This is a genomic window from Solibaculum intestinale (assembly GCF_040096205.1).
GTDB classification, from domain to species: domain Bacteria; phylum Bacillota; class Clostridia; order Oscillospirales; family Acutalibacteraceae; genus Solibaculum_A; species Solibaculum_A intestinale.
This window is the reverse complement of record NZ_JBBMFD010000003.1, coordinates 60,421-84,576: the sequence shown is the minus strand read 5'-3', so window position 1 is coordinate 84,576 and position 24,156 is coordinate 60,421. Positions and strand designations below refer to the sequence as shown.

Here is a 24,156-nt window from a genome sequence, read left to right as displayed (position 1 = left end):
ATAGAATTTCTATACAGTAACGATTTGTTTTGCTGTCTTTTACCAAATACGTTGTAATTATTCCTGCATTGGTGTATAATAAGCAGACGACTTGGCAAAAATTCTTTGGATTACTCTTTCGTTTGGAGGTTTACTTATGAAAAACCCAATTTCTGCCGCGCAGATGACCGAAATCATTACGGCGAAGCTGTCGCACAATTTCGGCGTTACGCCGCAGGAAGCGACCAATGAACATATTTATCTGGCCCTGGCTCTGGTGGTGCGCGACCTGGTGCAGAATCTGCGCCGGGACTTTGAGGAGGATGTACGCAAAAAGCAGGGCAAGCAGGTGTATTATCTATGCATGGAATTCCTTATGGGGCGCTCTCTGAAGAACAATATTTATAACCTTGGGCTGTGCCACGTGGTGGACGAAGCCCTCAAAAGCTTTGAGGTGAAAACCGAGACCCTTTACGAGATGGAGCCGGACGCGGGTCTTGGAAACGGCGGGCTCGGCCGCCTGGCGGCTTGTTTTCTCGACGCGCTGGCCACCGGCGGGTATCCGGCGATGGGGTATTCGTTGCGGTACGAGTTCGGCATTTTCCGCCAGAAGATCGTGGACGGCTGGCAGACGGAGCTTCCGGACAACTGGCTGCCGGGCGGCGACGTGTGGCTGATTCCCCGTCCGGAGCAGACCCGCATCATCAAATTCGAAGGTCAGGTCAAGGACTGGTGGGACGGCAGCTATCATCAGGTGGAGCACATCAACTACACCTCGGTGGAGGCGGTTCCCTACGACATGTACGTTCCCGGCAAGGACGGGGAAGGGGTATCGGTACTGCGGCTGTGGGAAGCAAGAGCCCCGGGGCTTGACATGAACCTGTTTAACCAGGGAGATTACCTGCGTGCTATGGAGCAAAACTCCATGGCGGAGGCCATCACCAAGGTGCTCTATCCCTCCGACAACCACCGGGAAGGAAAGAGTCTGCGGCTGCGGCAGCAGTATTTCCTGGTGTCCGCCTCCATTCAGGATATTATTTACCGCCATCTGTCGGAATATTCCTCTTTGCATAACCTGCCGGAAAAAGCGGCCATCCAGCTAAACGACACTCATCCGGCCCTGGCGATTCCGGAGCTAATGCGCATCATGCTCGACGAGTGCGGCTTCGGCTGGGACGAGGCCTGGGACATCGTGACCAAGACCATCAACTATACCAACCACACGGTTATGAAGGAAGCGCTGGAGGTGTGGCCGGAGGATCTGTTCGCTCAGCTTCTGCCCCGCATCCATCAGATCGTGCAGGAGATCAACAACCGGGAGGGCGCCCAGATGATGACGGCCACCGGGGGAAATACCCAAATGGTCAGTGATATGGCGGTCATCAGTTACCAGATGGTGAAGATGGCGAACCTGTCCGTGCTGGGAAGCAGCTCGGTCAACGGCGTATCCAAGCTTCACAGCCAGATTGTGAAGGACACGGTGTTTCACAACTTTTATGTGGTAACGCCGGAGAAGTTCAAAAACGTAACCAACGGCATCGCCCACCGGCGCTGGCTGTGCCAGAGCAATCCCGGGCTTACCAACCTGCTCACGGAGCTGATCGGGGACGGATTTGTCAAAGACGCCTCCCAGCTTGCAAAGCTCAAGGCGTTCGAGAAGGATTCTACCGTGTTAAAGCGTCTCCAGCAGGTCAAGCGGGAGAACAAGGAGCGCCTTGCCGCATATGTGAAAAAGCAGAACGGGGTGATTTTAAACCCAGATTCCATCTTTGACGTGCAGGTCAAGCGCCTGCATGAATACAAGCGCCAGCATTTAAACGCCCTGCACATACTCTCCCTTTACCAGGACCTGAAGGACAATCCCAATCTGGACATTCAGCCCAGGACCTTTATTTTTGGCGCCAAGGCCGCGCCTGGGTACTTCCTTGCCAAGCAGATCATCCGCATGATCTGTAAGCTGTCGGAGGTGCTTGAGAACGACCCGGCTGTGCGGGATAAGCTTCGCATCGTCTACCTGGAGGACTACCGGGTGACCTTAGCCGAGCTTCTGATGCCGGCATCCGAAATCAGCGAACAGATTTCCCTGGCGGGCACCGAGGCTTCCGGCACCGGCAACATGAAGATGATGATCAACGGTGCGGTAACTTTGGGTACTCTGGACGGGGCAAACGTGGAAATCTGCGACGCGGTCGGGGAGGAAAACATGTTCCTCTTCGGGATGCGCACGCCGGAGGTGGAGAACTTGCAGCGCAGCGGGTACAATCCACAGGTGTACTACAACAACAATCACCGCCTTCGCCGGGCGGTGGACGCGGTGCGCCAGGGCTTTGCCGGCGCTACCTTCGACGAGGTGGTCCACGCTCTGCTGGGAGCCGACCAGTACATGGTCATGGCGGACTTTGAGGATTATTGCCGGGCCCAGTCGGCTATCGACGCGGTGTATGCCGACCCGGCCAAATTCAACCGCATGTCCCTTCGCAACGTGGCGGGTGCGGGAATCTTCTCCGCCGACCGGGCTATTGCCGATTACGCACGGGATATTTGGCATGTAAGTCCATTGAAATAAGAATACACTGGTTCTTTTCCTTACAAAAGAGGCCCGGAATTTGCATTCCGGGCCTCTTTCTTATACTCGACGGATTTTCCTCAACATTTATCAACAGCCTGTGGAAAACCCTGTTGATAACTTTTCCACCGCCGCTTTTTCCTTTTTCTTCGCCTATCTACCGCATCCTGTAGACTGATTCGACCGGTTCTACCAAATAAAGCACATATGCTGGTTTCTTTTTTGGCACAAACCGGTTTTCTCCGGTTTTCCACATTGCATTTGTGCAGAAATCATTCCTCGGCGTTTAAAACTTCATCCTCTTCCGGCCCCGTCTGTTCCTCAGGTTCTTCGCCCTCGGTCACCCCGGCGCCTTCCTCCGCGTCTCCTTCCACGATGACGGCCTCATGCTCCTCATCGTCCTCATGGGGGGTGCGGGCGATGGATACCAGCTTGGTTTCGCTGTCCGGGTCGATGCGCATGACCCGCACGCCCTTGGCCGGACGGGCCAGAACCCGCAGGTCCTTCACCGCCACCCGGATGACCACCCCATCCGAGGAAATCATCATCACATCGTCGTCGTCGTCCACCACCTTGATGGCGGCCACGTCGCCATAGAGGGCGGTGCGGTAATTGATAAGGCCCTTTCCGCCTCTTGACTGAAGCCGGTAATCGCCGATCTCACTGCGCCGGCCGTACCCGGTTTCGGTCACCGTCAGCAGCGTTCCGCCCGGACGGGTTCTTGCCATGCCGGCCACCTCGTCCCCAGCGGCCAATTGGATGGCTTTTACGCCGCGGGCGCCCCGGCCCATGGGCCGCACGTCGTTTTCGTCAATGCGGATAGCCATACCCTTGCGGGTGGCGATAATCAGCTTGTCGCCGCCGCTGGTCAGGCGCACCCAGGCCAGATCGTCCCCTTCGTTTAACTCAATGGCGCGCACGCCGGACTTGCGCACGTTCTCAAACAGCTTGAGCGCGCAGCGTTTAATGAGGCCCTTGCGGGTCACCATCACCAGATACCCGTCCCTGGTATCCTTGCCCACCTGAATCATGGCGTTGACCCGTTCCTCCGGCGTTAACGGCAGGACGTTTGCCATGTTGACCCCCTTGGAAGTCCGGGTTCCTTCGGGAACCTCGTAGCCTTTGAGACGATAGAGGCGGCCGGTATTGGTCAAAAACAGCACATAATCGTGGGTCGAGCAGGTGAACATTTCCTCGGCATAGTCTTCCTCCCGGCGGGTCATGCCGGAAATGCCCCGGCCTCCCCGCTTCTGGGCCTTGTAGGTGTCCACCGGAAGGCGCTTGATATAGCCGAAGCGGGTGATGGTCAGCACGCATTCCTCTTCCTCGATCAGGTCCTCAATGTCCACCTCGCCGCTCACCGCGCAGATTTCCGTGCGGCGGGGATCGGCAAACTTCTCTTTGAGCTCCATCGCCTCTTCCTTGACGATGGAGCGTCTGCGCTCCTCGGAAGAAAGGATCGCGTGAAACTCGTCGATCTTCGCGTGAAGCTCGGCCAGCTCATCCTCCAGCTTCTGCCGCTCCAGGCCGGTCAGCCGTCCCAGCGTCATCTGCACGATGGCGGAAGCCTGCACATCGTCAAACGCAAACCGATCCATCAGCCTCTGCTTGCCTTCGGCGATGTTGGGCGAGGTTTTGAGAATGTCCACCACTTCGTCAATAAAGTCCAGCGCCTTGCAGAGCGCTTCTAAGATATGGGCCCGTTCCTGAGCCTTCCTTAAGTCGAACTGAGTGCGCCGGGTGATGACCTCTACCTGGAACTTGATGTAGTGCTCCAGCATCTCCTTGAGGGTCATGACCTTCGGCTGCCCGTCCGCCAGCGCCAGCATAATGGCTCCAAAGGTGGCCTGCATCTGGGTAAAGCGGTAGAGCTGGTTTAGCACCACCTGGGGATTGGCTTCCCGTTTCAGGTCGATGACGATGCGCATGCCTTCCCGGTCGGAATGGTCGTCGATGTTGGAGATGCCTTCAATGCGCTTTTCCTTGACCAAATCCGCAATGTTTTCAATTAGACGCGCTTTGTTGACCTGATAGGGAAGCTCGGTGACAATAATCTGATACCGGCCTGTATGGGTCTGGGCAATTTCCGCCTTTGCCCGCACTAGAATCCGCCCCCGGCCGGTGCCGTAGGCCGCCCGGATGCCCGACCGGCCCATAATCACGCCGCCGGTGGGAAAATCAGGCCCCTGGATGCAGTCCATCAAATCGTTGAGGTTCGCCTCCGGGTTATCAATGAGCAGGCACATGGCGTCGATCACTTCGCCCAGATTGTGAGGCGGAATGTTGGTCGCCATACCCACCGCAATGCCGGTGGAACCATTTGCCAATAAATTCGGGAACCGGGAGGGGAGAACCTCCGGTTCCTTTAAGCGGTCGTCGTAGTTGGGAAGAAAATTGACGGTTTCCTTCTCAATGTCGGTAAGCATGGGGATGGCCAGCTTTCCCATCCGCGCCTCGGTGTAACGGTAGGCGGCAGGGGGATCGCCGTCCACGGAACCAAAGTTTCCGTGCCCGTCCACCAGCATATAGCGCAACGAAAAGTCCTGCGCCATGCGCACCAGCGCATCGTAGACCGACGCGTCGCCGTGGGGATGGTACCGGCCCAGCACCGAACCGACGGTATCGGCGCATTTGCGGTACGCCTTTTCCGGCGTAAGCCCGTTTTCATGCATGGTATATAAAATACGCCGGTGCACCGGCTTTAACCCGTCGCGCACGTCGGGCAGGGCGCGCCCCACAATGACCGACATGGAATAATCGAGATAGGATTTTTTCATTTCCTTCTCGATATCCACTTGTATGATTCTCTTCCCTTCCAGTTCCATTCCTTAAAAACCTCATTTCGCATTGCTTATAACCTTGCTGTGGATTTGCCTTGTTAGTTCTTCGTCTTCTTTTCCTGCGCGGACAAATAAACCCGCGTATAACAGTCTCCCCGTGCCTCAACAAGGAGCCGGCGCAGCATTTCTATCTGCGTTTCCTCCAAAAAGCGCTTGGGAAGGTACCAGATGCAGTTTTCATCCATACCCAGGACAAAGGTATGCTCTCCTTCGATGATCTCCTGAAGCCCTGTGAAAGGATAAGTCCCTTCCAGGGTGGCGGTTTTTACCGTGAAGCAGGAGGGGAATATTTCAATGAGCCTGCTGTCTTTTAGGACATTGGAGGACTCGTAGCTTTTCTTCGCCCGCCTGCGTTCCAGCATGGGAAGGACCGCGTCGGTAAGGAAGAAAAGGGCCATTCCCAGTAAAATCAAAAAGTCCGCCAGGAGAAAAGCCACCGTGGAGGTTTTCGCCAAAAACAGCAGCACGGCAACCCCGCCCACCAGCAGTACCGCCCCTGCCAGCTTTGTCATGCGGGACATGGTCCCACTGTAACGAAGCTGCGCGCGCAGAAGCCTTGCTTCTATGTAATCCTCCGGGGTCGGCAGGAAGCTCGCCGAGAACAGTGCCCCGTTCTTCTGCTCGTCCATAATCCCCCTCCGTTTCTTTGTCTATCCGATTGACGTACTTATTTGGTCCTGCGGTACCGGTTCCCAAAAGCGGCCGAGAGCACGCCGGATACCTTCTCAGCTTGTTCTCCAAACACCCGTTTCGGTATCAGATAAGCCTTGCCAGACCGGTCCGCCACGATCAAAAAGAAATCATCCGTTTCCATGCAGGCCCTCTGCTCGGAATAAAAGGGTCGCACTTGTTCAAACTCGTCCTGGATGGAAAACACGTCCCGGCAGATGGTAACCTTTTTAGGGCTTTTGAGAAGGATGCTGCCGTTATACTGCCGGTCGGCTTCTCCCATGATGTTGGCCGGCTTGGCGGATGCGAAATACGCTGACGTAAAAATACCCAGAACCATCAAAACTGCGGCCAGCAGAATGGAGGAAACCGACAGTTGCTCATAAAAGAAGGAAGTGACGCCCAAAGCGAACAGGGCAAGGCCCAGCAGGATAAAAACCGGGGCGCTCAATAGGCTTGCGTGCCGCTTTTCCACCAGAAGCCTTCCTTTTTGGTACTCTTCTTTGGTGAGCGTATAAGACGCCTGCGCCACCGGGATCTGCCCCTCCGGCTGATAATCCATAAAGAGTCTCCTCCTTCCTAACAAAACGCAATCTTATTGCTCGTTGTATTCCCAGCCGAACAGCAACGCCTTTGCCTTTTCTCTTTCCTCAGACGGAATCGCCCGTTCCGGAATGGCGATCAGACGGTGGTTTTCCATCTGGATGACATAGAGCCCGTCGTACAAATCCACCTTGTTTTTTCCGCCAAGCTTAATGTTGCCGAAATGACGGTTGCCTTCCTTGCCGGATTCAATGCGCCCTTTGTAAAACCGCACCACCTTCGGGTCCGGGTCAAAGGCGCGCTTTGCCTGCTTTTTGAGCCCCAAATTGGGAACCAGCCATACCATCGCCAGCAGGGCCACGCACACTGCGATGAGAACACAGCCCATGGCCATGTAGCTGGGGTCCAGTATGATGTTATAAATAGTGATGGCGATGACAATCACCATCAGTGCCGAATAAATCCACTGGCGCTTTCCCTTGATCTTATACATCCCCACCGCCCGGAAAGCCTGGGCCAGTTCTTCTTCCGTGAGCACATAGCTGACTTCCATCAACGCCGGCTCCTGAGGAAAGATCTCTTCCTCTTCGTCCTCCATAGGAACCGGCTCCTCCAGAATGCCCATTGCTCTTCTCGTTTCCTCGTCCATGGGTTCGGCCGTCTTAGTGTCCTCATCCGGCTCCTGCGCCGCCAGACCCATCCGCTCTTCTTTGTCCATACCGTTTCTCCTTTTGCAAAATAGATTACACGTCCAGGTTGTTGACATACTTGGCGTTTTCTTCAATAAACTGCCGTCTGGGTTCTACCTTATCGCCCATGAGGATGGTAAAGGCCTCGTTGGCCGCCACCGCATCCTCCATGGTCACCTGTAAAATGATGCGGTTTTCCGGGTTCATGGTGGTCTCCCAAAGCTGCTCCGGGTCCATCTCACCAAGGCCCTTATACCGCTGGACGCTGGCATTTCCGCCAAGCTCCTCGATGTATTCGTCCCGCTGGGGATCGGAATAAGCGTAGCGCACCTTCTTGCCCTTTTTCACCTCGAAAAGAGGTGGCTGGGCGATGCAGATGTTGCCGTTTTCAATCAGAGGGCGCATGAAGCGGAAAAAGAAGGTCAAAAGCAGCGTGCGGATGTGGGACCCGTCCACGTCGGCATCCGCCATGATGATGACCTTGCCGTACCGCAGTTTGTTGATATCGAATTCGTCCCCAATGCCGCAGCCCAGCGCCAGCACCACCGGCATGAGCTTGTCGTTGTTATAGACCTTGTCAAGCCGCGCCCGTTCCACGTTGAGCATCTTTCCCCACAAGGGAAGGATAGCCTGGAACCGCCGATCCCGCCCCGACTTGGCCGATCCGCCTGCTGAATCGCCCTCTACGATGTAGATTTCCGTTTCTTCGGGGTTTCTGGACTGGCAGTCGGCCAGCTTTCCAGGCAGGCCGCCGGAGGACATGGCGGTTTTTCGCCTGGCAAGCTCTCTTGCCCGCCGTGCCGCCTCTCTCGCCACTGACGCAGCCACCGCTTTTTCGAAGATGGCTCCCGCCACCGTGGGGTTTTCCTCGAAGTAGGTCATCAGCTTGTCGTACACAAGCCGGCTGACCATAGACTGGATTTCCGTATTGCCTAATTTCGCCTTGGTCTGCCCTTCGAACTGGGCATCCTTAAGCTTGACGCTGATGATAGCGGTCAACCCTTCCCGCACGTCCTCGGCGGAAAGCTTTTCGTCTTCCTTAATCAGCTTAAACCGGTGCCCGTATTCGTTGAACACCCTGGTCAGCGCCGTCTTAAAGCCGGTTTCATGAGTACCGCCGTCGGTGGTGTGAATGTTGTTGGCAAAGGAAAGAATGGTTTCCTCAAAGCTGTCGTTATACTGGAAGGCAATTTCCGCCATGGAATCCCCATCCACCGCGGACAGGTACACCACATCCGGATGGATGGGATTGGCGGTGGTACGGGAATGGATGTACTCTACAAAAGAACGGATGCCTCCCTCGTAGCAAAGGGTATCGGTCACCACGTTCTCCGGATCCCGCTGATCGGTCAGAACAATGTGCACCCCGGCATTCAAGAAAGCTTGTTCCCGCAGGCGGCGCAGCAGGATATTGTACTGAAATACAAGGGTATCCCGGAAAATTTCCCCGTCTGGTTTAAAAATGACGGTAGTACCGGTTTCGCTAGTATCTCCGCATACCGTCAGCTCATTCATAGCGTTGCCCCGCTCAAACCGCTGCTTGTAGATATGCTCCCCGTCCCGGACCTCCACTTCCAGCCATTCGCTCAGGGCGTTTACCACCGAGGCGCCTACGCCGTGCAGGCCGCCGGACACCTTGTATCCGCTGCCTCCGAACTTACCGCCCGCGTGCAGCACGGTGAATACCACCGTAACCGCAGGAATCCCCATCTTTGACTGAATGCCCACCGGGATGCCGCGGCCGTCGTCCGCCACACGGATCACGTCTCCGGGCAGGATGTCCACCTTGATTTTGTCGCAGTGGCCAGCCAACGCCTCGTCGATGGAATTGTCGACAATTTCGTAGACCAAATGATGAAGGCCCCGTTCGCCGGTAGAGCCGATGTACATGCCCGGGCGCTTACGGACGGCTTCCAGGCCTTCCAGAACCTGAATTTCATCCGCGTCATATTCCTCTGTAACCACCGTCGGGTTCTTTTCGGGATTGATGTCCAAGACAATACCTCCAGTATCAGTAAGACTCATATGGCTTTCTCTATTTCAAAGAGATTTCTTCCATAAATCCGGTGCGTTTGAGCAGAGTAGCGGAAGAAATCTGGGAAATGTACAATTCACCTTTTCCTTTCTTTGCGCAAAGCACGAAGGATTTCGGAAGCTCCATGGACACGTTGACCACCCGGCCCGCCTTTTCGGCCTTGGTCAGAAATTCCCGGGTGCGTTTGGACACCGTTGAGGTATCCAGATCGAAAATTCCCACGATTTCATCGGTGCGCACCACCGTGTCCTGCCCCAAATGCAAATACATAGCCCATCTCCTGTATCGTTATTCGGCCGGCCGCAGCACGCCGTTCTTCATTTCGAAAGACCGGCCCGCCGCCAGGCGCTCGGTCTGCTTGGGATCGCAGCAGGTGATGAACACCTGCCAGCCCTTAATGTGGTTCAACACGAAATCCTGCCGTCTCGGGTCCAGCTCGCTGAGCACGTCGTCCAGCAACGCCACCGGCTGTTCCCCAGTGACCTCCCGCAGCAAAGACGCTTCCGACAGCTTGCACGCCAGCACCACCGACCGCTGCTGTCCCTGGGACCCATAGGTTCTGGCGGAAAAACCGTTGATAGAAAAAAGAAGGTCGTCCCGGTGGGGTCCCACGCTGGTGCTTCCCGCCAGCATGTCTTCCCGCCGTCGCAGCCGCAGATTCTGAAGCAGCAGATCCTTAAATACAGGCGCTTCTTTTCCCTCCAGAGACACGGGTTCGTTATGCCCTCCCGGCAGGTAGGAAAGGGTCAGCTGCTCATTGCCGCCTGCCAAACCCTCGTACACCTCTTTCACCGCCGGGCTCAGCCGGTACAGGTACCGGCGACGAATTTCCTGAATCCGCCCGCCGATGCGGGAAAGATGCTCTTCCCAGATTTCCATGGTAGAGCTAAGCTCCGAGTGATACGCCATGTCCTTGAGCAGGGTATTTCTCTGCAAAAGGGTACGGTTATATTCGGTTAAAAGCCCATGGTAGGAAGGCTTTACCTGACAGATGGCCGCATCCAGGAACCGCCGTCGTTCGGCCGGCCCGTCCTGAATCAAAGAAAGGTGACACGGGGCGAATACCACCGCGCAGAAAACACCCGCCATGGCCGACACCGTCCCCATGGACACCCCATTTAATGAAACTTGTTTATTTGGCGATATAGTAATCTTTGCTATTTGCTCCCGATTTTGAGCGGTAAAGGAAAGGGTTAAGGCCGCGTCCTTTTTCGAAAAGGACAAAAGCTCCGCATCCTTGGCGCCGCGAAAGCTGCGTGAACCGGTAAACAGCCAGATGGCCTCTAAAAGATTGGTCTTTCCCTGCGCGTTGTCTCCCCAGATGACGTTGACTCCGTCGCTGGCTTGCAGCTCCCCGTCGCAGAGGTTGCGGAAATGGTGAAAGGAAAGAGAATCTACCTTCATTTTGCAACAACTTCCGCCACGAGATCTTGGTAGGATGCCCGGTCGCCGGGACGCATCTTTTTGCCCCGCTGGGTGCAGATTTCCCCATTGACCCGTACCTCGCCGTTTTGTATCAGCAGCTTAATCTGCCCGCCGGTGGGCGCGGCGCCCGCCAGCTTTAACAGATTATCCAGCTTGATATACTCGCTTTCAATTGCAATTTTCTCAGATTTCATTTTTCAGCCTCACCGGAAGCACCAGAAACAGGAAATCCTCTCCCTGGGGCGGATAAATTTTCATAGGCGACACGGGGCCATTGAGTTCAATACGCACTTCGTCGCTTTCCGCCGCCCGCAGCGCGTCCATCAGATATTTGTTGTTAAAGCCCATTTCCACGCTGTCGCCGGCCAATTGTGCCCCAATTTCGTCGCGGATGCGGCCGATGGTGGTGGCGCAGCTGATTTTGATCTCGTCATTTTCAAACACACAGCGCACCGGGCTTTTTAGCCGGTCGTTGATGAGCAGAGAAGCCCGGTCTAAACTGTCGATAAACTCCCGGACCTTTACATTGACAAGGGTGGTATTCCCCTTGGGGATAGACTGGCGGTAATTGAGAAATTCCCCGTCTAACAGCCGGGAAATCACCGAATAGGTGCCGATGGTGAAGATAATGTGCCGGTTCCCCACCGACAAGGAGACTTCTTCCTCTTCGTCGTTTGCGGATAAGAGCTTGAGCACCTCGCCCAGCGTTTTACCGGGGACCACGAAATGAAAATTCTCTTCCGCCTGGATGGGTTCCTGGCGCAGTGCCAGCCGGTATCCGTCCAGAGAGACGATGCGAAGCATTCCTTCCCCGGTTTCAAACAGGCTTCCGGTGTGGATGGGCTTATTTTCGTTTTGCGCGACTGCAAATAAGGTTTGCCGGATCATGGAAGAAAGGAGATCCCGGGGCAGAGTCAGCGACTTGCCGTCGGTGACCGCCGGAATTTCCGGAAATTCGGAGGCAGGGGATACCGGAATGGAAAACTCCGCGTTGCCGCCTTGAATGGTGATGACGTTGGTGGCGTCTCCCGATAAGCAAACTGTGTCCGAATTGAGTTTGCGGATAATGTCTCCAAATAGGCGGGCGGAGACGATCAGCTCGTCCTCTTCCTCAATAACGGCGGGAATAGAGGTGATGATGCCGATTTCCAGGTCGTAACCGGAAAGGGAAAGGGTTTCCCCTTGGGCTTTGATTAAAATGCCTTCCAAAGCGGGAATGTTGGACTTTGTGGAGACCGCACGCTGTACGTTGGTGGCGGCGTCCAGTAGATCTTGGCGGGAACAGGTGAATTTCATGGGATCAACTCCAATTTTGGATTTCTTATGAGGATAGGAAGGGAAAAGGGGGCGGGCCCCTTGGTTTTGTGGTTTAGAAGGGAAGAAGGGATTTATTAGATAGTAGTAGTAGTAGGGGGTGCGAAAAGTGTGGAAAGTTTGCAAAAGAGAAGGAAACAAGCGGGAAAATCACAGAAAGTTTTGCGAATCGGGATCGGTGAGAAAGAGTGGAAAAGAGTATTACAGAAATTTCCATTGTGTAAACGGTGGAGAACCGTCTGTGGAAAGTGGAAAACTTGGGGGAAAATGTGGAAGGTTGTCGTCACCGTTCCTTGACGTTTTTCATGATGTCCTCGATGGTGTTGCGATAGGAAGGATCCCGTTGTATGTTCTCCTCCACCGTTTTGATGGCGTAGTTGATGGTGGAGTGGTCCCGCCCGCCGAATTCCTCGCCGATTTGGGACTGGGACATCTGGGTAATTTTGCGCACGATGTAGATGGCTGTCTGCCGGGCGTTGGAAATTTGGGCCGACCGCTTGTTAGACTTAATTTCCTCCGGCGTCACCATGAAGGAGCGGGAAACCTCCTCAATGATGCGGCTGATGGTCACCGGCAAGGGTTGGTCGTCGTTGAGTACGTCCCGGATGGCGCTTTGGGCCATCATCATGGAGGGACCTTCCCCGGTCAGCTGGTGATAGGCCTTCATTTTTTTGACGACCCCTTCCAGCTGGCGGATGTTGGTTTTCAGGCGGTTGGCGATGTACATGGATACCTCATCCGGGATCTGGAATTCCAGCAGATCCGCTTTGGTTTTCACGATGGCGATGCGGGTTTCCAGGTCCGGGGGCTGAATGTCCGCCAAAAGGCCCCATTCAAACCGGGTGCGCAGCCGTTCCTCCAGAGGATGGATTTCCTTTGGAGGCCGGTCGCTTGCCAGAACGATTTGCTTTCCGTTTCGGTAGAGGGTATCGAAGGTGTGGAAAAACTCCTCCTGGGTCTGGGTTTTTCCTCCGATAAACTGAATGTCGTCCATCAGTAGCACGTCCACATTGCGGTATTTGTTTTGAAACGCCGCAGTGCTGCGCTCCTTGATGGCATTGACCAGCTGGTTGGTAAAATCGTCGCCCTTGATGTAAATCATGCTCAGCCCCGGGCGGGATTTGCGGATTTCATTGCAGATGGCGTAAAGCAGATGGGTTTTTCCCAGCCCCGACGGGCCGTAGATGAACAAGGGGTTATAAATGGTACCTGACGACCCTTCGCTTCCGGCCGGGTTGGACGCCACTGCCTGGCAGGCGGCAAAAGCAAACTTGTTGGAGGAACCCACGATAAAATCGTCAAAGGAATATTCGAAGTTTTTGAGAGGCTTGTCCGCCGAAACCTGATTAACCACTGAAGGGGCTACCTGTTCGGGCTGGTCGCTTTCCTGCTCGGTGACGATGACGATGGGGGGGCAGAAGCCCAGGGTATCTTCAAAGGCGGTGTTGAGAAGGTTGAGGTAATTCTTCTCAATGATTTCCTTTTGAAAGGGGGTGCGCACGGAAACCACCACGTTGCCGTCCTGAAACCCCACGGGTTTGATTTTTTTGATCCAGACGTTGAACGCAACCTCGTGCATATTGCGTCGGCAGTAGTCTGAAACACTGCTCCAAGCGTCGTTAAATGATTCCATGCATGTGCCTCCGATACGCTACCAATTTGGATTTTTAGTTACCGTTTATTATAGCACAACCGGCGCTTTATAGCAATCAATTCGCCCAAGAAAACCCTATAATAATGTATAGGAAAAAGAGAGAAAATTTCAGAGAAAAACAGGGGAATGTTTCAGGCCGTCCCGCGGCCGAGAAAAACGGAAGGGAAAAAGGGGAAAAAACCAGTGTTTTCAGCGGCTCAAAGGCAAAAAGGTGTTGACATGGCGCGCGTTTCTAAGATATAATGAGAAACTGCAAGTTATACCTTGAAAGGAGGTTTTTCATATGCTTCGAACCTATCAGCCGAAGAAACTCCATCGCAAAAAAGAGCATGGTTTCCGTAAGAGAATGGCCGACCGCAATGGCCGTAAAGTCCTGGCCCGCCGCAGAGCAAAGGGAAGAAAGCGTTTGACCCACTAAACGGGGCGAATCGCTTTTGTGCGGTGCGTGTTTTTCAAAAAAGCACGGGGCCGGAAGCGCCGACTGCGGCGCGGGCCGAAGGGGTTTCTTTCAAAAGGAAAGAAACCGGCGCGCAGCTGCCGGCTGGCACTTGGGAACACCGGAGTGAAAAACAAAAGACAACGGGGAGTTCGCTTTTGGCAGCTCGCGAAAGAAGCGGAAAAGGCCACGGCGAGTGGCCTTTCTTTTTCATACCGGTTTCCCCGTCGGAAAGGCATGAATACCAGTGCAGTACGAAGTCCTCAACCGAAACAACGATTTTCGGCGCATCTATGCCAGAGGGAAGGTCCAGGCAGGGCCGATCTTGGTGACCTATGTGTGCAAAAACCGGGCGGGCAGGCCCCGCGTCGGCATCACGGTAAGCAAGAAGGTGGGCAAGGCGGTCCGGCGAAACCGGGCGCGCCGCGTCATAAGGGAAGCTTATCGGCTGCTGGGCGCGCCGGTGGAAAAGAACGTGGACGTGATTTTTGTCGCCCGGGGAAAGACCCCTTATGTGAAAACGACGGATATTCTGCCGGTAATGAAAAGACAGCTCAAAGCCTTGGGTGTGATCCAATGAAGTATTTGCTGATTTATCCGATCAAATTTTACCGAAAATTTATTTCTCCCCATTTGCCGCCGGCATGCCGGTTTTACCCCACCTGTTCGCAATACGCGCTGACGGCAATCGAGCGGTTTGGATTCTTCAAGGGCGGATGGCTTGCCGTCAAACGCATTTGTAAATGCCACCCGTTCCATGAGGGCGGATACGATCCGGTTCCGCCGCGAAAATGACGCCTTAGATTTTGGAGGAAACGCCATTGAATTTCTTGGAAACAATTATCTCCACGCCGCTCGGCTACGTGATGGAGTTCTGCTACATGATTGTGCGGAGCTTCCCCCTTGCCCTGTTTATTTTTACGATTCTTACCCGCCTGCTTCTCTTTCCTCTCAACATCAAGCAGCAGCGGTCTATGGTCAAATCCTCGGCCATGCAGGGCAAGGTAAAAGAAATCCAGCAGAAATACGCGTCGGACAAGCAGAGGCAGACGGAAGAGCTGCAAAAGCTTTATGCAGAGGAAAAGATGAATCCGCTGAGCGGATGTCTCCCTCTTCTCATCCAGCTTCCTATTATGTACGGTCTGTTCTTTGTCATCTATAAGCCGCTGACCTACATTCTGCATGTCCCGCAGGAAATCATCGACCGGGCGGTTGCCGCCTTGAGCAACGTTCCGGCCAACAGCATGTACGCCCAGATCGACGTGGTCGGCCAGTACGATGCCATCGTCAAACAGGTTCCGGAACTTGCAAATTACGGCGTGCAGAACATGGACATGAATTTGTTCGGCATCATCAATCTGGGCGAGACTCCCAGCTTTAATAATCCCAGCTGGCTGTGGCTGATCCCGATTGCGTCGGTGGTCTTCCAGATTCTTCAGGTTTTCGTCATGAACTTCTTTAACAAGCGCAACGGTATGCCGGTGACGAAGAGCTTTTTAATGATTATTGTGATGCCGTTAATCTTCTTCTTCTTTGCCTTCTCGGTGCCCGGCGGCGTCGGCTTCTACTGGGCATGCGGCAGCTTGGTGGCGATTTTGCAGACCTGTGTGACCTCCACCATCTACAGCCCCGGCCGGATCAACGCGCGAAATGAATTCCGGCTGGCGAAGGGGCGGCTCAACAAAGAAAAGCAAATCAAAGACGGGCGAGTTCACGAATAACGCGCCCGGGAGGTGTATATGTTGATTAAGGAAGCAATTGGTTCGGGCCCTTCCGTCGATGCGGCAATTGAGGACGGGTGCCGGCAGCTCGGTATGAGCCGGGACGATGTGAAAACGGAAATTCTCAATCTACCGGTGAAAAAGACTTTGGGTCTCTTTGGCGGCGCGCCGGCGCGGGTGCGCATTTATGTGGAAGAAACGCCGCTGACCATCGCGCAGAACTATTTGACCAGCATCTTTGAGCAGATGGGCGTTCTCGAGCCGGACCTGAAGGTAGAGGAAAACGAAAACGGCGCGGTGTTCACCATTTCCGGGGACGACATCGGCTTTTTAATCGGCCGCCGGGGGGAAACGCTGGACGCGCTGCAGTATCTGGCGGGTCTGGTGGCCAACCGCAACACCGACAGCTACTATCGCATCACCATCAATTCCGGCAATTACCGGGAAAAGCGGGAACAGACGCTGACGGCGCTGGCCAGGCGTATGGCGATTCAGGCGGTGAAGACCGGCCGTAATGTTTCTTTGGAGCCTATGAATCCCTATGAGCGCCGGATTATCCACACGGCGGTGCAGGGAATCCGGGGCGCAACCTCCTGGAGCGAGGGAGACGAGGCGGCCCGGCATGTGATCATTGGCCCGGAAAAGGGCGGATCGCCCGCTCCCAAGCGGGAAGGGACCGGTCAGGGGCGGCCTCCCCGCCGGGATGGATACCGGGGCGGCGGCAAGCCCCGGGGAAAACGTCCTCCCGCGAAGACGGAAGGAACTCAAAAGCCTACCGGTGCGCCGATAGACAAGGAGATTGTGGCGCCTCAGAACGAAAAGCCGGAGGTTCCTCTCTACGGGAAGATCGAGCCGAAAAAATAAGGAATACGAGGCGGCAGAGGAGCGATCCTTTGCCGCCTTTTTCAAAAGGAGTGCAGGACATGGCGGGCAGCGAAAAAACCATTGCGGCGATTTCCACCCCCCAGGCGGCGGGGGGCATCGGCATCGTGCGCATTTCCGGGGAGAACGCGCGTCAGGTGGCGCAGCGGGTCTTTCATGCGTCGTCCGGGAAGTCGGTACTGGCGGCAAAAGGATATACTGCCCTGTTCGGCCGGGTGGCGGACCAGGACGGGGAATTCGACGAAGCGGTGGCGCTGGTATTCGCCGCGCCAAAAAGCTATACCGGCGAGGATGTGGTGGAACTTTCCTGTCATGGGGGGCTGTTTCTTGTAAGGCGTCTGCTGGCCGCCGTGCTTGCGGCCGGGGCCCGTCCGGCCGGGCCTGGAGAATTTACCCGGCGGGCGTTTCTCAATGGAAAGCTGTCGCTGACAGGGGCAGAAGCGGTGATGGACTTGATCGGCGCCCAGGGAAAGCAGGCGGCCGCTGCGGCGCTGGCCGCCAAGGACGGGGCGCTGGGAAAGCGGATCAACGGCGTGAAGGAAACCATCCTGGCCCTTTCGGCGCACTTGGCCGCCTGGGTGGATTACCCGGAGGATGACATTCCCGCTCTGGAGCCAAAAGCATTCCAGCAGGACTTGGCGGACGCCCAGCAGGAACTGGAAGGGCTTCTTTCCGGGTTCGACCGGGGAAAGGTCATCCGGGAAGGGGTGGAAACGGTGCTGGCAGGGAGGCCCAATGTGGGCAAGTCCACCCTGATGAACCTGCTTTCCGGCTGTGAACGCTCCATCGTCACCGACATTCCGGGAACCACCCGGGACGTGGTGGAGGAAACCGTGCGGCTGAGAGACGTAGTGCTCCGGCTGGCGGATACGGCCGGGCTGCGGGATACGGAGAACCCGGTGGAGGCAGCAGGCGTGGCCCGCACCCGGGAGCGGCTGAAAACAGCCGGGCTGGTGCTGGCGGTATTCGACGCGTCCGAGTCTCTTAACGAGGAGGACCGCAGCCTTCTCAAGGAATTAAAGAAAAGCCGGGCAGTGGCGGTTATCAACAAAACCGACCTGCCCGTCCGCGTTGAAAGAAACGAAATCCAGGCGGCCATCCCCCAGGTGGTGGAACTCTCCGCTGCTTCGGGGCAAGGGTATGAGGCTCTTGCAGAGGCGGTGGAAGCGGCGCTTGGCACCGCCCAAATCGACCCAGCGGCGGGAATGCTCGCCACCGAACGGCAAAAGCAGTGCGCCCTGCGGGCGAAAGACGCGGTTTTGGAAGCGCGGGAAGCCTTGGAGATGGGCATGACGCTGGACGCGGTGTCGGTTGCCTTAGACGACGCGGCCGCCGCTTTGCTGGAGCTGACGGGCGAACGGGTGACCGACGCGGTTCTCGATCAGGTATTCGCCCGGTTTTGCGTGGGAAAATAAGTTTTCCACAACAAGAACGATCTTCGTGGAAAAGGAGCGATTATATGGAATTACGGATCATTGACACAGCGGACTTTAACCCCATTTTTGAGCGGATCACCAAGGACTTTCCCCGTAACGAGCGCCCCGGCCGGGGGACCTTCCGCAGGCGGCTTTACGCGGGAAAATGGGAATGTGTGGGCCTCTTTGAAGAGAAAACGCTGATGGCATACGCGGTCCTTTCGGTAAACCTGCCAAGTGCATATTCCTTTCTGTTGTATTTAGCGGTGGACGCCGCCGGCCGAGGAAAAGGGACCGGGACGCAGATGCTGCAACAGCTCAAGGAACGCTACGGGGATACCAAGGGCCTGATTATAGAGGTAGAGGATCCGGCGGCGGCCAAAACCGAGGAGGACCGGGAAATCCGGGAGCGGCGTATCCGCTTTTATGAACGGGCGGGATATCAACGCCTGCCGGTAAAGTATTGGCTGGTGGGCCAGCCGATGCACTTGATGTACTGCGGGGAGCAACCGCCTGAGAATATACAAAAGGTTGTATGGGAGGCCTACAGCGTTCCCGAGAAGGCCCCGCTGCGCCGGCGGTTTTTCTGCGTGAAGGAATGATTCAGGAGCAAAACAGGAGCGGGACAGTGAGCCCTGCTCCTGTTTTGTTTTCGGAAGAGTTTTCCACCGCAACGACCGAAACGGTGGAAAACAGGCGCCGCCGATAATTGAGCAGCATCTCTGTCTCTGCGCTTATAAGGGAAACCGGGCCATTTCGGTCGGAAGGAAATACGAGGATCCGGCAACGGCCCCGCCTGGGAATCGCCGCGTTATTGCCTTCAGGAGGAACTCTTTGCCTAGGGAAAAGAAAGGGACGCAGGAAGACCGTTTGGCATAGTTGCGGGCGGGCAGGCAGATGTGCTAAAATATAACGTTAGGAAATGGGATGGGACAAATTCCCTCCTTTTTGATCAGGACGACGGCCGCGGGGGGCCCTGCGGCGGAACGGAGAAGAAAATCCATGCAGGAATATCGTGCAGAGAGCTATGATGTAGTGGTGGTGGGCGCTGGCCATGCGGGAATTGAAGCGGGGCTGGCGGCTGCGCGCTTGGGCGTGAAGACTGCTGTTTTCACCATCAATCTGGACTGGGTGGGGAACCTTCCCTGCAATCCCTCCATCGGGGGAACGGCAAAGGGCCATCTGGTAAGGGAAATCGACGCGCTGGGCGGCGAGATGGGGAAGGCGGCGGACGAGTGCTTCATTCAAAGCCGGATGCTCAACCGGGGAAAGGGTCCGGCGGTTCACAGCCTGCGTGCCCAGATTGACCGGCGCGCTTACGCGGGCCGGATGAAGAAGACCCTGGAACAGCAGGAAAATTTGGATTTGCGCCAGGCAGAGCTGGTGGACCTGCGCCCTAAAGAAGGAGGCTGGGAAGTAGTCACCCGCTTAGGCGCGGTCTATTCCGCCAAGACGGTGATTCTGGCCACCGGCACGTTTCTGGGCGGCCGGATCTATGTGGGCGAGGTCAGCTACGAGGGCGGACCGGACGGCATGTTTGCCGCCACCAGGCTGAGCGACGCCATGCGCCGGTTGGGCCTTTCCATGCGCCGGTTCAAGACCGGGACGCCTGCCCGGGTTCACCGGGGCAGTGTGGACTTGAATAAATTGGAAGTTCAGGAAGGGGATGACCCGGTAACCCCCTTCTCGTTTGAGACCCAACGGCCGGGACCCAACCGGGCAGTTTGCCACATCAGCTGGACCAATGAGAGGACCAAGCAGGTGATCCTGGAAAATCTGCACCGTTCTCCCCTCTATTCCGGGAAAATTGAGGGGGTGGGGCCTCGCTACTGTCCCTCCATCGAGGATAAAATCGTCCGGTTTGCGGACAAGGAGCGGCATCAGCTGTTTATTGAGCCCTGCGGGCTGGAAACAGAGGAGCTTTATTTGCAGGGGATGTCCTCGTCCCTGCCGGAGGAGGTACAGCTGCAATTTTTGCGTACCATTCCGGGGCTGGAACAGGTGCAGATCATGCGCACCGCCTATGCCATTGAATACGATTGCTGCGATCCCCAGCAGCTGGACGCCACCCTGGAATGCAAGAAATGGCCGGGCCTCTTTGGAGCCGGGCAGTTCAACGGATCTTCCGGCTATGAGGAAGCGGCGGCCCAAGGGCTGATCGCCGGCGTCAACGCCGCCCGGCGGGTGCAGGGAAAACCGCCGTTTCTGCTGGACCGGGCCTCCTCTTATATCGGCACCCTCATTGACGATTTGGTCACCAAGGGCTGCTCCGATCCCTACCGGATGATGACCTCCCGGTCGGAATACCGTCTGGTGCTGCGGCAGGACAATGCGGATGAGCGATTAACGCCGCTAGGGCGAGAAATCGGACTGATTTCCGACCGGCGATGGGCCAAATTCTTGGATAAACAGGAGAAAAAGGCGCAGGAGCTCAAACGAATAACGAACACCATTCTTCCGCCCAGCGAAGAGCTCAACGCCCTGCTTGTTTCACATGAAACATCGCCGGTGGTTACCGGCACCCGTCTGTCCGATCTGCTTCGCCGCCCTCAGTTGAACTATACGGTGTTGGAGCCGGTGGATCGAGAGCGGCCGAACCTGCCCGGCGAAATTTTTGAAATTTGTGAGGTCGAGGTGAAATACGAGGGGTATATCAAACGACAAAAAGCGCAGATCGAAGAGATGCGCCGGCTGGAAGGAAAAAAACTGCCGCCGGATTTGGATTACCGCACCATTACCGGCTTGCGGTTGGAGGCTCAGGAGAAACTCAACAAGATCAGGCCCCGTTCGGTGGGACAGGCCTCCCGGATTTCGGGAGTCAGCCCGGCGGATGTGTCGGTGCTGCTGATTTGGCTGGCCGGGAAGGGAGGAGAGAATCATGGGAATCATTCGTGAAATAGTAGAACGGGATGCGGCAGCCTGGAAGCTGACATTGACCGCTCCCATGCTCGATCAGCTGGAGGAATACGCGTCGATATTGCTGGACTGGAACACCCGTATGAACCTGACCGCCATAAAGGAGCCGGAAGGCGTGGCGGTGCGGCACTTTGCAGACAGCCTGACCCTGCTGGCGGCAGTGGATCTCCCTAGGAGCGCCTCTGTGATCGACGTGGGCACCGGAGCGGGATTTCCCGGAATGGTGCTGAAAATTGTCCGCCCGGACTTGAAACTGACCTTGCTGGACAGTCTCAACAAGCGTCTTATTTTCCTGGATGCGTTGAAAACCGGGCTGGGGCTGGACGCCGATTTGGTTCACCTGCGGGCTGAGGACGGGGGCCGCAGGCCACAGCTGCGGGACCAATTCGATCTAGTTACCGCGCGGGCGGTGGCGCCGCTGAACGTGCTGTGTGAGTGGTGCCTTCCTTATGGCAAGCCAGGAGGCAGGTTTGCCGCAATGAAAGGGCCGGAAGCCGGGGAAGAGGCGGTGGGTGCAGCCAAGGCCATCCACGAGCTCAACGGCGTGCTGGAAGGAAAGAGGGACTTTACCTTGTCTGACGGCAGCAAGCGGACCATCCTTTTGATTGGAAAGAAGGGGGAAACGCCGCAGAAATATCCCAGAACGGCGGCGAAAATCCAAAAGGCCCCCTTATAAAAGGAACAGACGGATGCGGTTTGCCTGGCGCCTCTCTGCAAATGCACCTTTTACAAATCGCTTTGACTGGTGGCCGATGGCCGGGTGTCCACACCCTTATGAGGCAAGACGTGAGAAGGTTCAGATAGCACAAACGACGCGACTGCCTGCCGAGAAATTCGATATATGCATAAGAATCGAAATTATTGCTTGAAAAGAGGCAAAAGAAAAAACCGCAAAGAAAAGAGAATCCCGTCGAACAAAAATCAAAAATTTGGAAAATATATTACAAAAAGGTCTGGAAATTAATCCCAAACTGTGGTAGAATAAATCTGCCGGTTGAGAGGGACGTATTTTCAGACCTGTTTCATTCCGGCAGGAAGAGCAAAACCCTTTGTGCCGGAGGTGAAAAAACATGTTTACCGCGACCAAACCATTGGGCGCACAGGGAAAGGTGTGGCAGCTGGAGGTTTCGAAAATCCAGCCATGCCCCTGGCAGCCCCGCCGCAGCTTTGACGAAGAAGAACTGCGGGGCTTGGCGGAATCCATTCGTACAAACGGAATCATCCAGCCGTTGACCGTACGGCGTTCCCGCAGCGGCGGCTATCAGCTGATCGCCGGGGAACGAAGACTGCGGGCTGCTAAGCTGGCGGGTCTCTCCAAGGTTCCCTGCATCGAGGTACATGCGGACGACGAGCGGGCAGCCGTGCTGTCGCTTTTGGAAAATTTGCAGCGCCAGGACCTGAATTTTTTTGAAGAGGCGGAAGCCATTGCCGCACTCATTGAAGAATGGGAAATCTCCCAGGAGGCCGCCGCCGCCCGTCTGGGAAAATCCCAGTCCGCCCTGGCTAACAAGCTTCGTCTGCTGCGGCTTCAGCCGATGCTGCGGGAACGCATCCTGAAGGCCGGCCTGACCGAACGTCATGCCCGGGCTCTTTTGCGGCTGCCGGAGGTAGGGCAGAGGGAAGAGGTGCTCGACCAAATCATCCATCGAAGGCTCAAGGTGGCGGATGCGGAGCGGCTGATTGACGGGATTCTCTCGCCAAAAGCAGAGGACAAGCGTTCCTTTACACCGATTGTCAAAGACATTCGTCTTTTCGTCAACACCATCACCCATGCGGTGGACACCATGCGAAGTTCCGGGATTAACGCCCAGACCAAGAAACAGGAAACGGATCAGTACATCGAGGTAACCGTACGGATTCCAAAAATGACCACGACCCGGAGTTTTTCTGGTGTTTCACATGAAACAAAAAAGGCCATTTAATCATTTCGGTTATTAAAGGGCGCTTCCCCCCTGCGTTCCTTTAATATACAAAGTTTCACCACAGAACAAGAAGGGACCACAGCTTTGTGGTCCCTTCTTGTTTCATGTGAAACAAAGCAAAATAGAAGTCGGCAAACTTTATAAGAAAAATGCGGGAAAAATCCTGCCATTCACGAAAATGGCTTTTTTTTATGGGAGAGTTGTGGTAAAATAAAAACGAACCCAAAGAAAACGGATAAGTTCGGCGCAAAAATGAGAAAGACAGGCCGATTTTGTGCCGGAAATTTTCGCTGAAAACGCAATGGACACGCGCTGTTTGCATAGCAAACAGCGCTTTTCAACCGGTTTTGAGGCACAACCAACAAAGGGGGAAACCAAATGGCGCGAATCATTTCCATTGTCAACCAGAAAGGCGGTGTGGGGAAAACCACCACGGCGGTCAATCTGGCGGCAGCGCTGGGCCTTCGCGGCAAAAAGACGCTGCTTGTGGACATTGATCCCCAGGGAAACTCCACCAGCGGCTTAGGGATCAATAAGAGGGGAGTCAAAACTTCCAGCTACGACCTGCTCACCGGTTCCGCAACCGCCAGGGAAACCATCCTGAAGACCGAGTTCGACCAGGTTTGGGTGCTTCCATCCAACATTGGACTGGCCGGGGCGGAAATCGAGCTGGTGGACATGGAACACCGGGAATCCCGGTTGAAAACCGGCTTAGCCCCGGTGCTGGAAGAGTATGACTATATTTTTATCGACTGCCCTCCCTCGCTGGGTATCATTACCCTCAACGCCCTATGCGCGTCGGACAGCCTGATGGTTCCCATCCAGTGTGAATTTTATGCGCTGGAGGGGTTAAGCCAACTGATGGCCACCGTCCGGCAGGTCAAAAGGCTCTATAACCCTCATATCGAGATCGAAGGGGTGCTGCTGACCATGTACGACGGGCGGCTCAACCTGACGCAGCAAGTAGTGGAGGAGGTTAAGCGGTTTTTCCCCCGCAAGGTCTATTCGACTGTCATTCCACGTAACGTGCGGCTGTCGGAAGCGCCCAGCTTCGGCCAGCCCATTCAGTATTTTGACAAGGGCTCCAAAGGAGCCACTGCCTACGCCGAGCTGGCTCAGGAATTTGAAATGTTTGCAAAGAGAGGGTGAG

The 24,156-nt window shown here is 55.6% G+C and carries 22 protein-coding genes; 12 read left to right on the top strand and 10 right to left on the bottom strand.

All coding sequences use genetic code 11. The features are described 5' to 3' along the window. Nucleotides 1-136 precede the first annotated feature (136 nt). Nucleotides 137-2,545: a glycogen/starch/alpha-glucan phosphorylase gene (locus WMO26_RS03345; protein ID WP_349218124.1), complete on the top strand. Its 2,409-nt coding sequence runs from the start codon at nt 137-139 to the stop codon at nt 2,543-2,545. Between the two features lie 272 nt (nt 2,546-2,817). Here the strand turns inward: WMO26_RS03345 and gyrA are convergent, their stop codons facing one another. From gyrA to dnaA, 10 genes are all read right to left on the bottom strand, one after another. After that, on the bottom strand, nt 2,818-5,370 hold the full coding sequence (gene gyrA / locus WMO26_RS03340; protein WP_349218123.1) for a DNA gyrase subunit A: 2,553 nt from the start codon (nt 5,368-5,370) through the stop codon (nt 2,818-2,820). Nucleotides 5,371-5,423: 53 nt separating this feature from the next. Beyond that, a complete protein-coding gene (locus WMO26_RS03335; RefSeq protein WP_349218122.1) occupies nt 5,424-6,014 on the bottom strand; it encodes a YcxB family protein in 591 nt (196 codons plus the stop codon). Between the two features lie 38 nt (nt 6,015-6,052). Continuing rightward, a complete protein-coding gene (locus tag WMO26_RS03330; RefSeq protein WP_349218121.1) occupies nt 6,053-6,616 on the bottom strand; it encodes a hypothetical protein in 564 nt (187 codons plus the stop codon). A 33-nt stretch (nt 6,617-6,649) separates the two neighbouring features. Beyond that, nucleotides 6,650-7,315 (bottom strand): hypothetical protein, encoded by a 666-nt coding sequence (locus WMO26_RS03325; RefSeq protein ID WP_349218120.1) that lies wholly within the window; start codon nt 7,313-7,315, stop codon nt 6,650-6,652. Nucleotides 7,316-7,340: 25 nt separating this feature from the next. Further along, the gene (gyrB, locus tag WMO26_RS03320; protein WP_349218119.1) at nt 7,341-9,281 is read right to left on the bottom strand and encodes a DNA topoisomerase (ATP-hydrolyzing) subunit B; all 1,941 of its coding nucleotides are present in this window, start codon (nt 9,279-9,281) and stop codon (nt 7,341-7,343) included. A 40-nt stretch (nt 9,282-9,321) separates the two neighbouring features. Further along, the gene (gene remB / locus WMO26_RS03315; RefSeq protein WP_349218118.1) at nt 9,322-9,591 is read right to left on the bottom strand and encodes an extracellular matrix regulator RemB; all 270 of its coding nucleotides are present in this window, start codon (nt 9,589-9,591) and stop codon (nt 9,322-9,324) included. A gap of 18 nt (nt 9,592-9,609) precedes the next feature. Continuing rightward, nucleotides 9,610-10,725, bottom strand: a complete 1,116-nt coding sequence (gene recF, locus WMO26_RS03310; protein ID WP_349218117.1) for a DNA replication/repair protein RecF — start codon at nt 10,723-10,725, stop codon at nt 9,610-9,612. After that, nucleotides 10,722-10,940, bottom strand: coding sequence for an RNA-binding S4 domain-containing protein (locus WMO26_RS03305; RefSeq protein ID WP_349218116.1), 219 nt, complete (start codon nt 10,938-10,940; stop codon nt 10,722-10,724). Before WMO26_RS03305 ends, recF begins: the two co-directional genes overlap by 4 nt. Beyond that, complete coding sequence (gene dnaN, locus WMO26_RS03300; RefSeq protein ID WP_349218115.1) at nt 10,930-12,042, bottom strand: DNA polymerase III subunit beta; 1,113 nt, start codon at nt 12,040-12,042, stop codon at nt 10,930-10,932. Before dnaN ends, WMO26_RS03305 begins: the two co-directional genes overlap by 11 nt. A gap of 301 nt (nt 12,043-12,343) precedes the next feature. Further along, nucleotides 12,344-13,693: a chromosomal replication initiator protein DnaA gene (gene dnaA, locus WMO26_RS03295; protein WP_349218114.1), complete on the bottom strand. Its 1,350-nt coding sequence runs from the start codon at nt 13,691-13,693 to the stop codon at nt 12,344-12,346. A gap of 304 nt (nt 13,694-13,997) precedes the next feature. Between dnaA and rpmH the strand changes: the two genes are divergently transcribed. The 11 genes from rpmH to WMO26_RS03240 all read left to right on the top strand — a co-directional run bounded on the left by rpmH (nt 13,998) and on the right by WMO26_RS03240 (nt 24,155). After that, nucleotides 13,998-14,132 carry a 50S ribosomal protein L34 gene (gene rpmH / locus WMO26_RS03290; protein WP_349218113.1) on the top strand — a complete coding sequence of 45 codons (135 nt, stop codon included), beginning with the start codon at nt 13,998-14,000 and terminating at the stop codon, nt 14,130-14,132. 265 nt (nt 14,133-14,397) lie between these two features. Beyond that, a complete protein-coding gene (rnpA, locus tag WMO26_RS03285) occupies nt 14,398-14,730 on the top strand; it encodes a ribonuclease P protein component (RefSeq protein ID WP_349218112.1) in 333 nt (110 codons plus the stop codon). Continuing rightward, the gene (gene yidD, locus WMO26_RS03280; protein WP_349218111.1) at nt 14,727-14,945 is read left to right on the top strand and encodes a membrane protein insertion efficiency factor YidD; all 219 of its coding nucleotides are present in this window, start codon (nt 14,727-14,729) and stop codon (nt 14,943-14,945) included. The genes rnpA and yidD overlap by 4 nt, the downstream gene beginning before the upstream one ends. A 26-nt stretch (nt 14,946-14,971) precedes the next feature. Next, complete coding sequence (locus tag WMO26_RS03275; protein WP_349218110.1) at nt 14,972-15,871, top strand: YidC/Oxa1 family membrane protein insertase; 900 nt, start codon at nt 14,972-14,974, stop codon at nt 15,869-15,871. An 18-nt stretch (nt 15,872-15,889) separates the two neighbouring features. After that, a complete protein-coding gene (gene jag, locus WMO26_RS03270; protein ID WP_349218109.1) occupies nt 15,890-16,735 on the top strand; it encodes an RNA-binding cell elongation regulator Jag/EloR in 846 nt (281 codons plus the stop codon). 59 nt (nt 16,736-16,794) lie between these two features. Next, on the top strand, nt 16,795-18,168 hold the full coding sequence (gene mnmE, locus WMO26_RS03265) for a tRNA uridine-5-carboxymethylaminomethyl(34) synthesis GTPase MnmE (RefSeq protein ID WP_349218108.1): 1,374 nt from the start codon (nt 16,795-16,797) through the stop codon (nt 18,166-18,168). Between the two features lie 44 nt (nt 18,169-18,212). Next, a complete protein-coding gene (locus WMO26_RS03260; RefSeq protein WP_349218107.1) occupies nt 18,213-18,770 on the top strand; it encodes a GNAT family N-acetyltransferase in 558 nt (185 codons plus the stop codon). Between the two features lie 400 nt (nt 18,771-19,170). Beyond that, complete coding sequence (mnmG, locus tag WMO26_RS03255; protein WP_349218106.1) at nt 19,171-21,063, top strand: tRNA uridine-5-carboxymethylaminomethyl(34) synthesis enzyme MnmG; 1,893 nt, start codon at nt 19,171-19,173, stop codon at nt 21,061-21,063. After that, a complete protein-coding gene (gene rsmG / locus WMO26_RS03250; RefSeq protein WP_349218105.1) occupies nt 21,047-21,760 on the top strand; it encodes a 16S rRNA (guanine(527)-N(7))-methyltransferase RsmG in 714 nt (237 codons plus the stop codon). Before mnmG ends, rsmG begins: the two co-directional genes overlap by 17 nt. Before the next feature lie 394 nt (nt 21,761-22,154). Next, nucleotides 22,155-23,006, top strand: coding sequence for a ParB/RepB/Spo0J family partition protein (locus WMO26_RS03245; protein WP_349218104.1), 852 nt, complete (start codon nt 22,155-22,157; stop codon nt 23,004-23,006). A gap of 378 nt (nt 23,007-23,384) precedes the next feature. Then, nucleotides 23,385-24,155, top strand: coding sequence for a ParA family protein (locus WMO26_RS03240; protein WP_349218103.1), 771 nt, complete (start codon nt 23,385-23,387; stop codon nt 24,153-24,155). Nucleotide 24,156 lies beyond the last annotated feature (1 nt).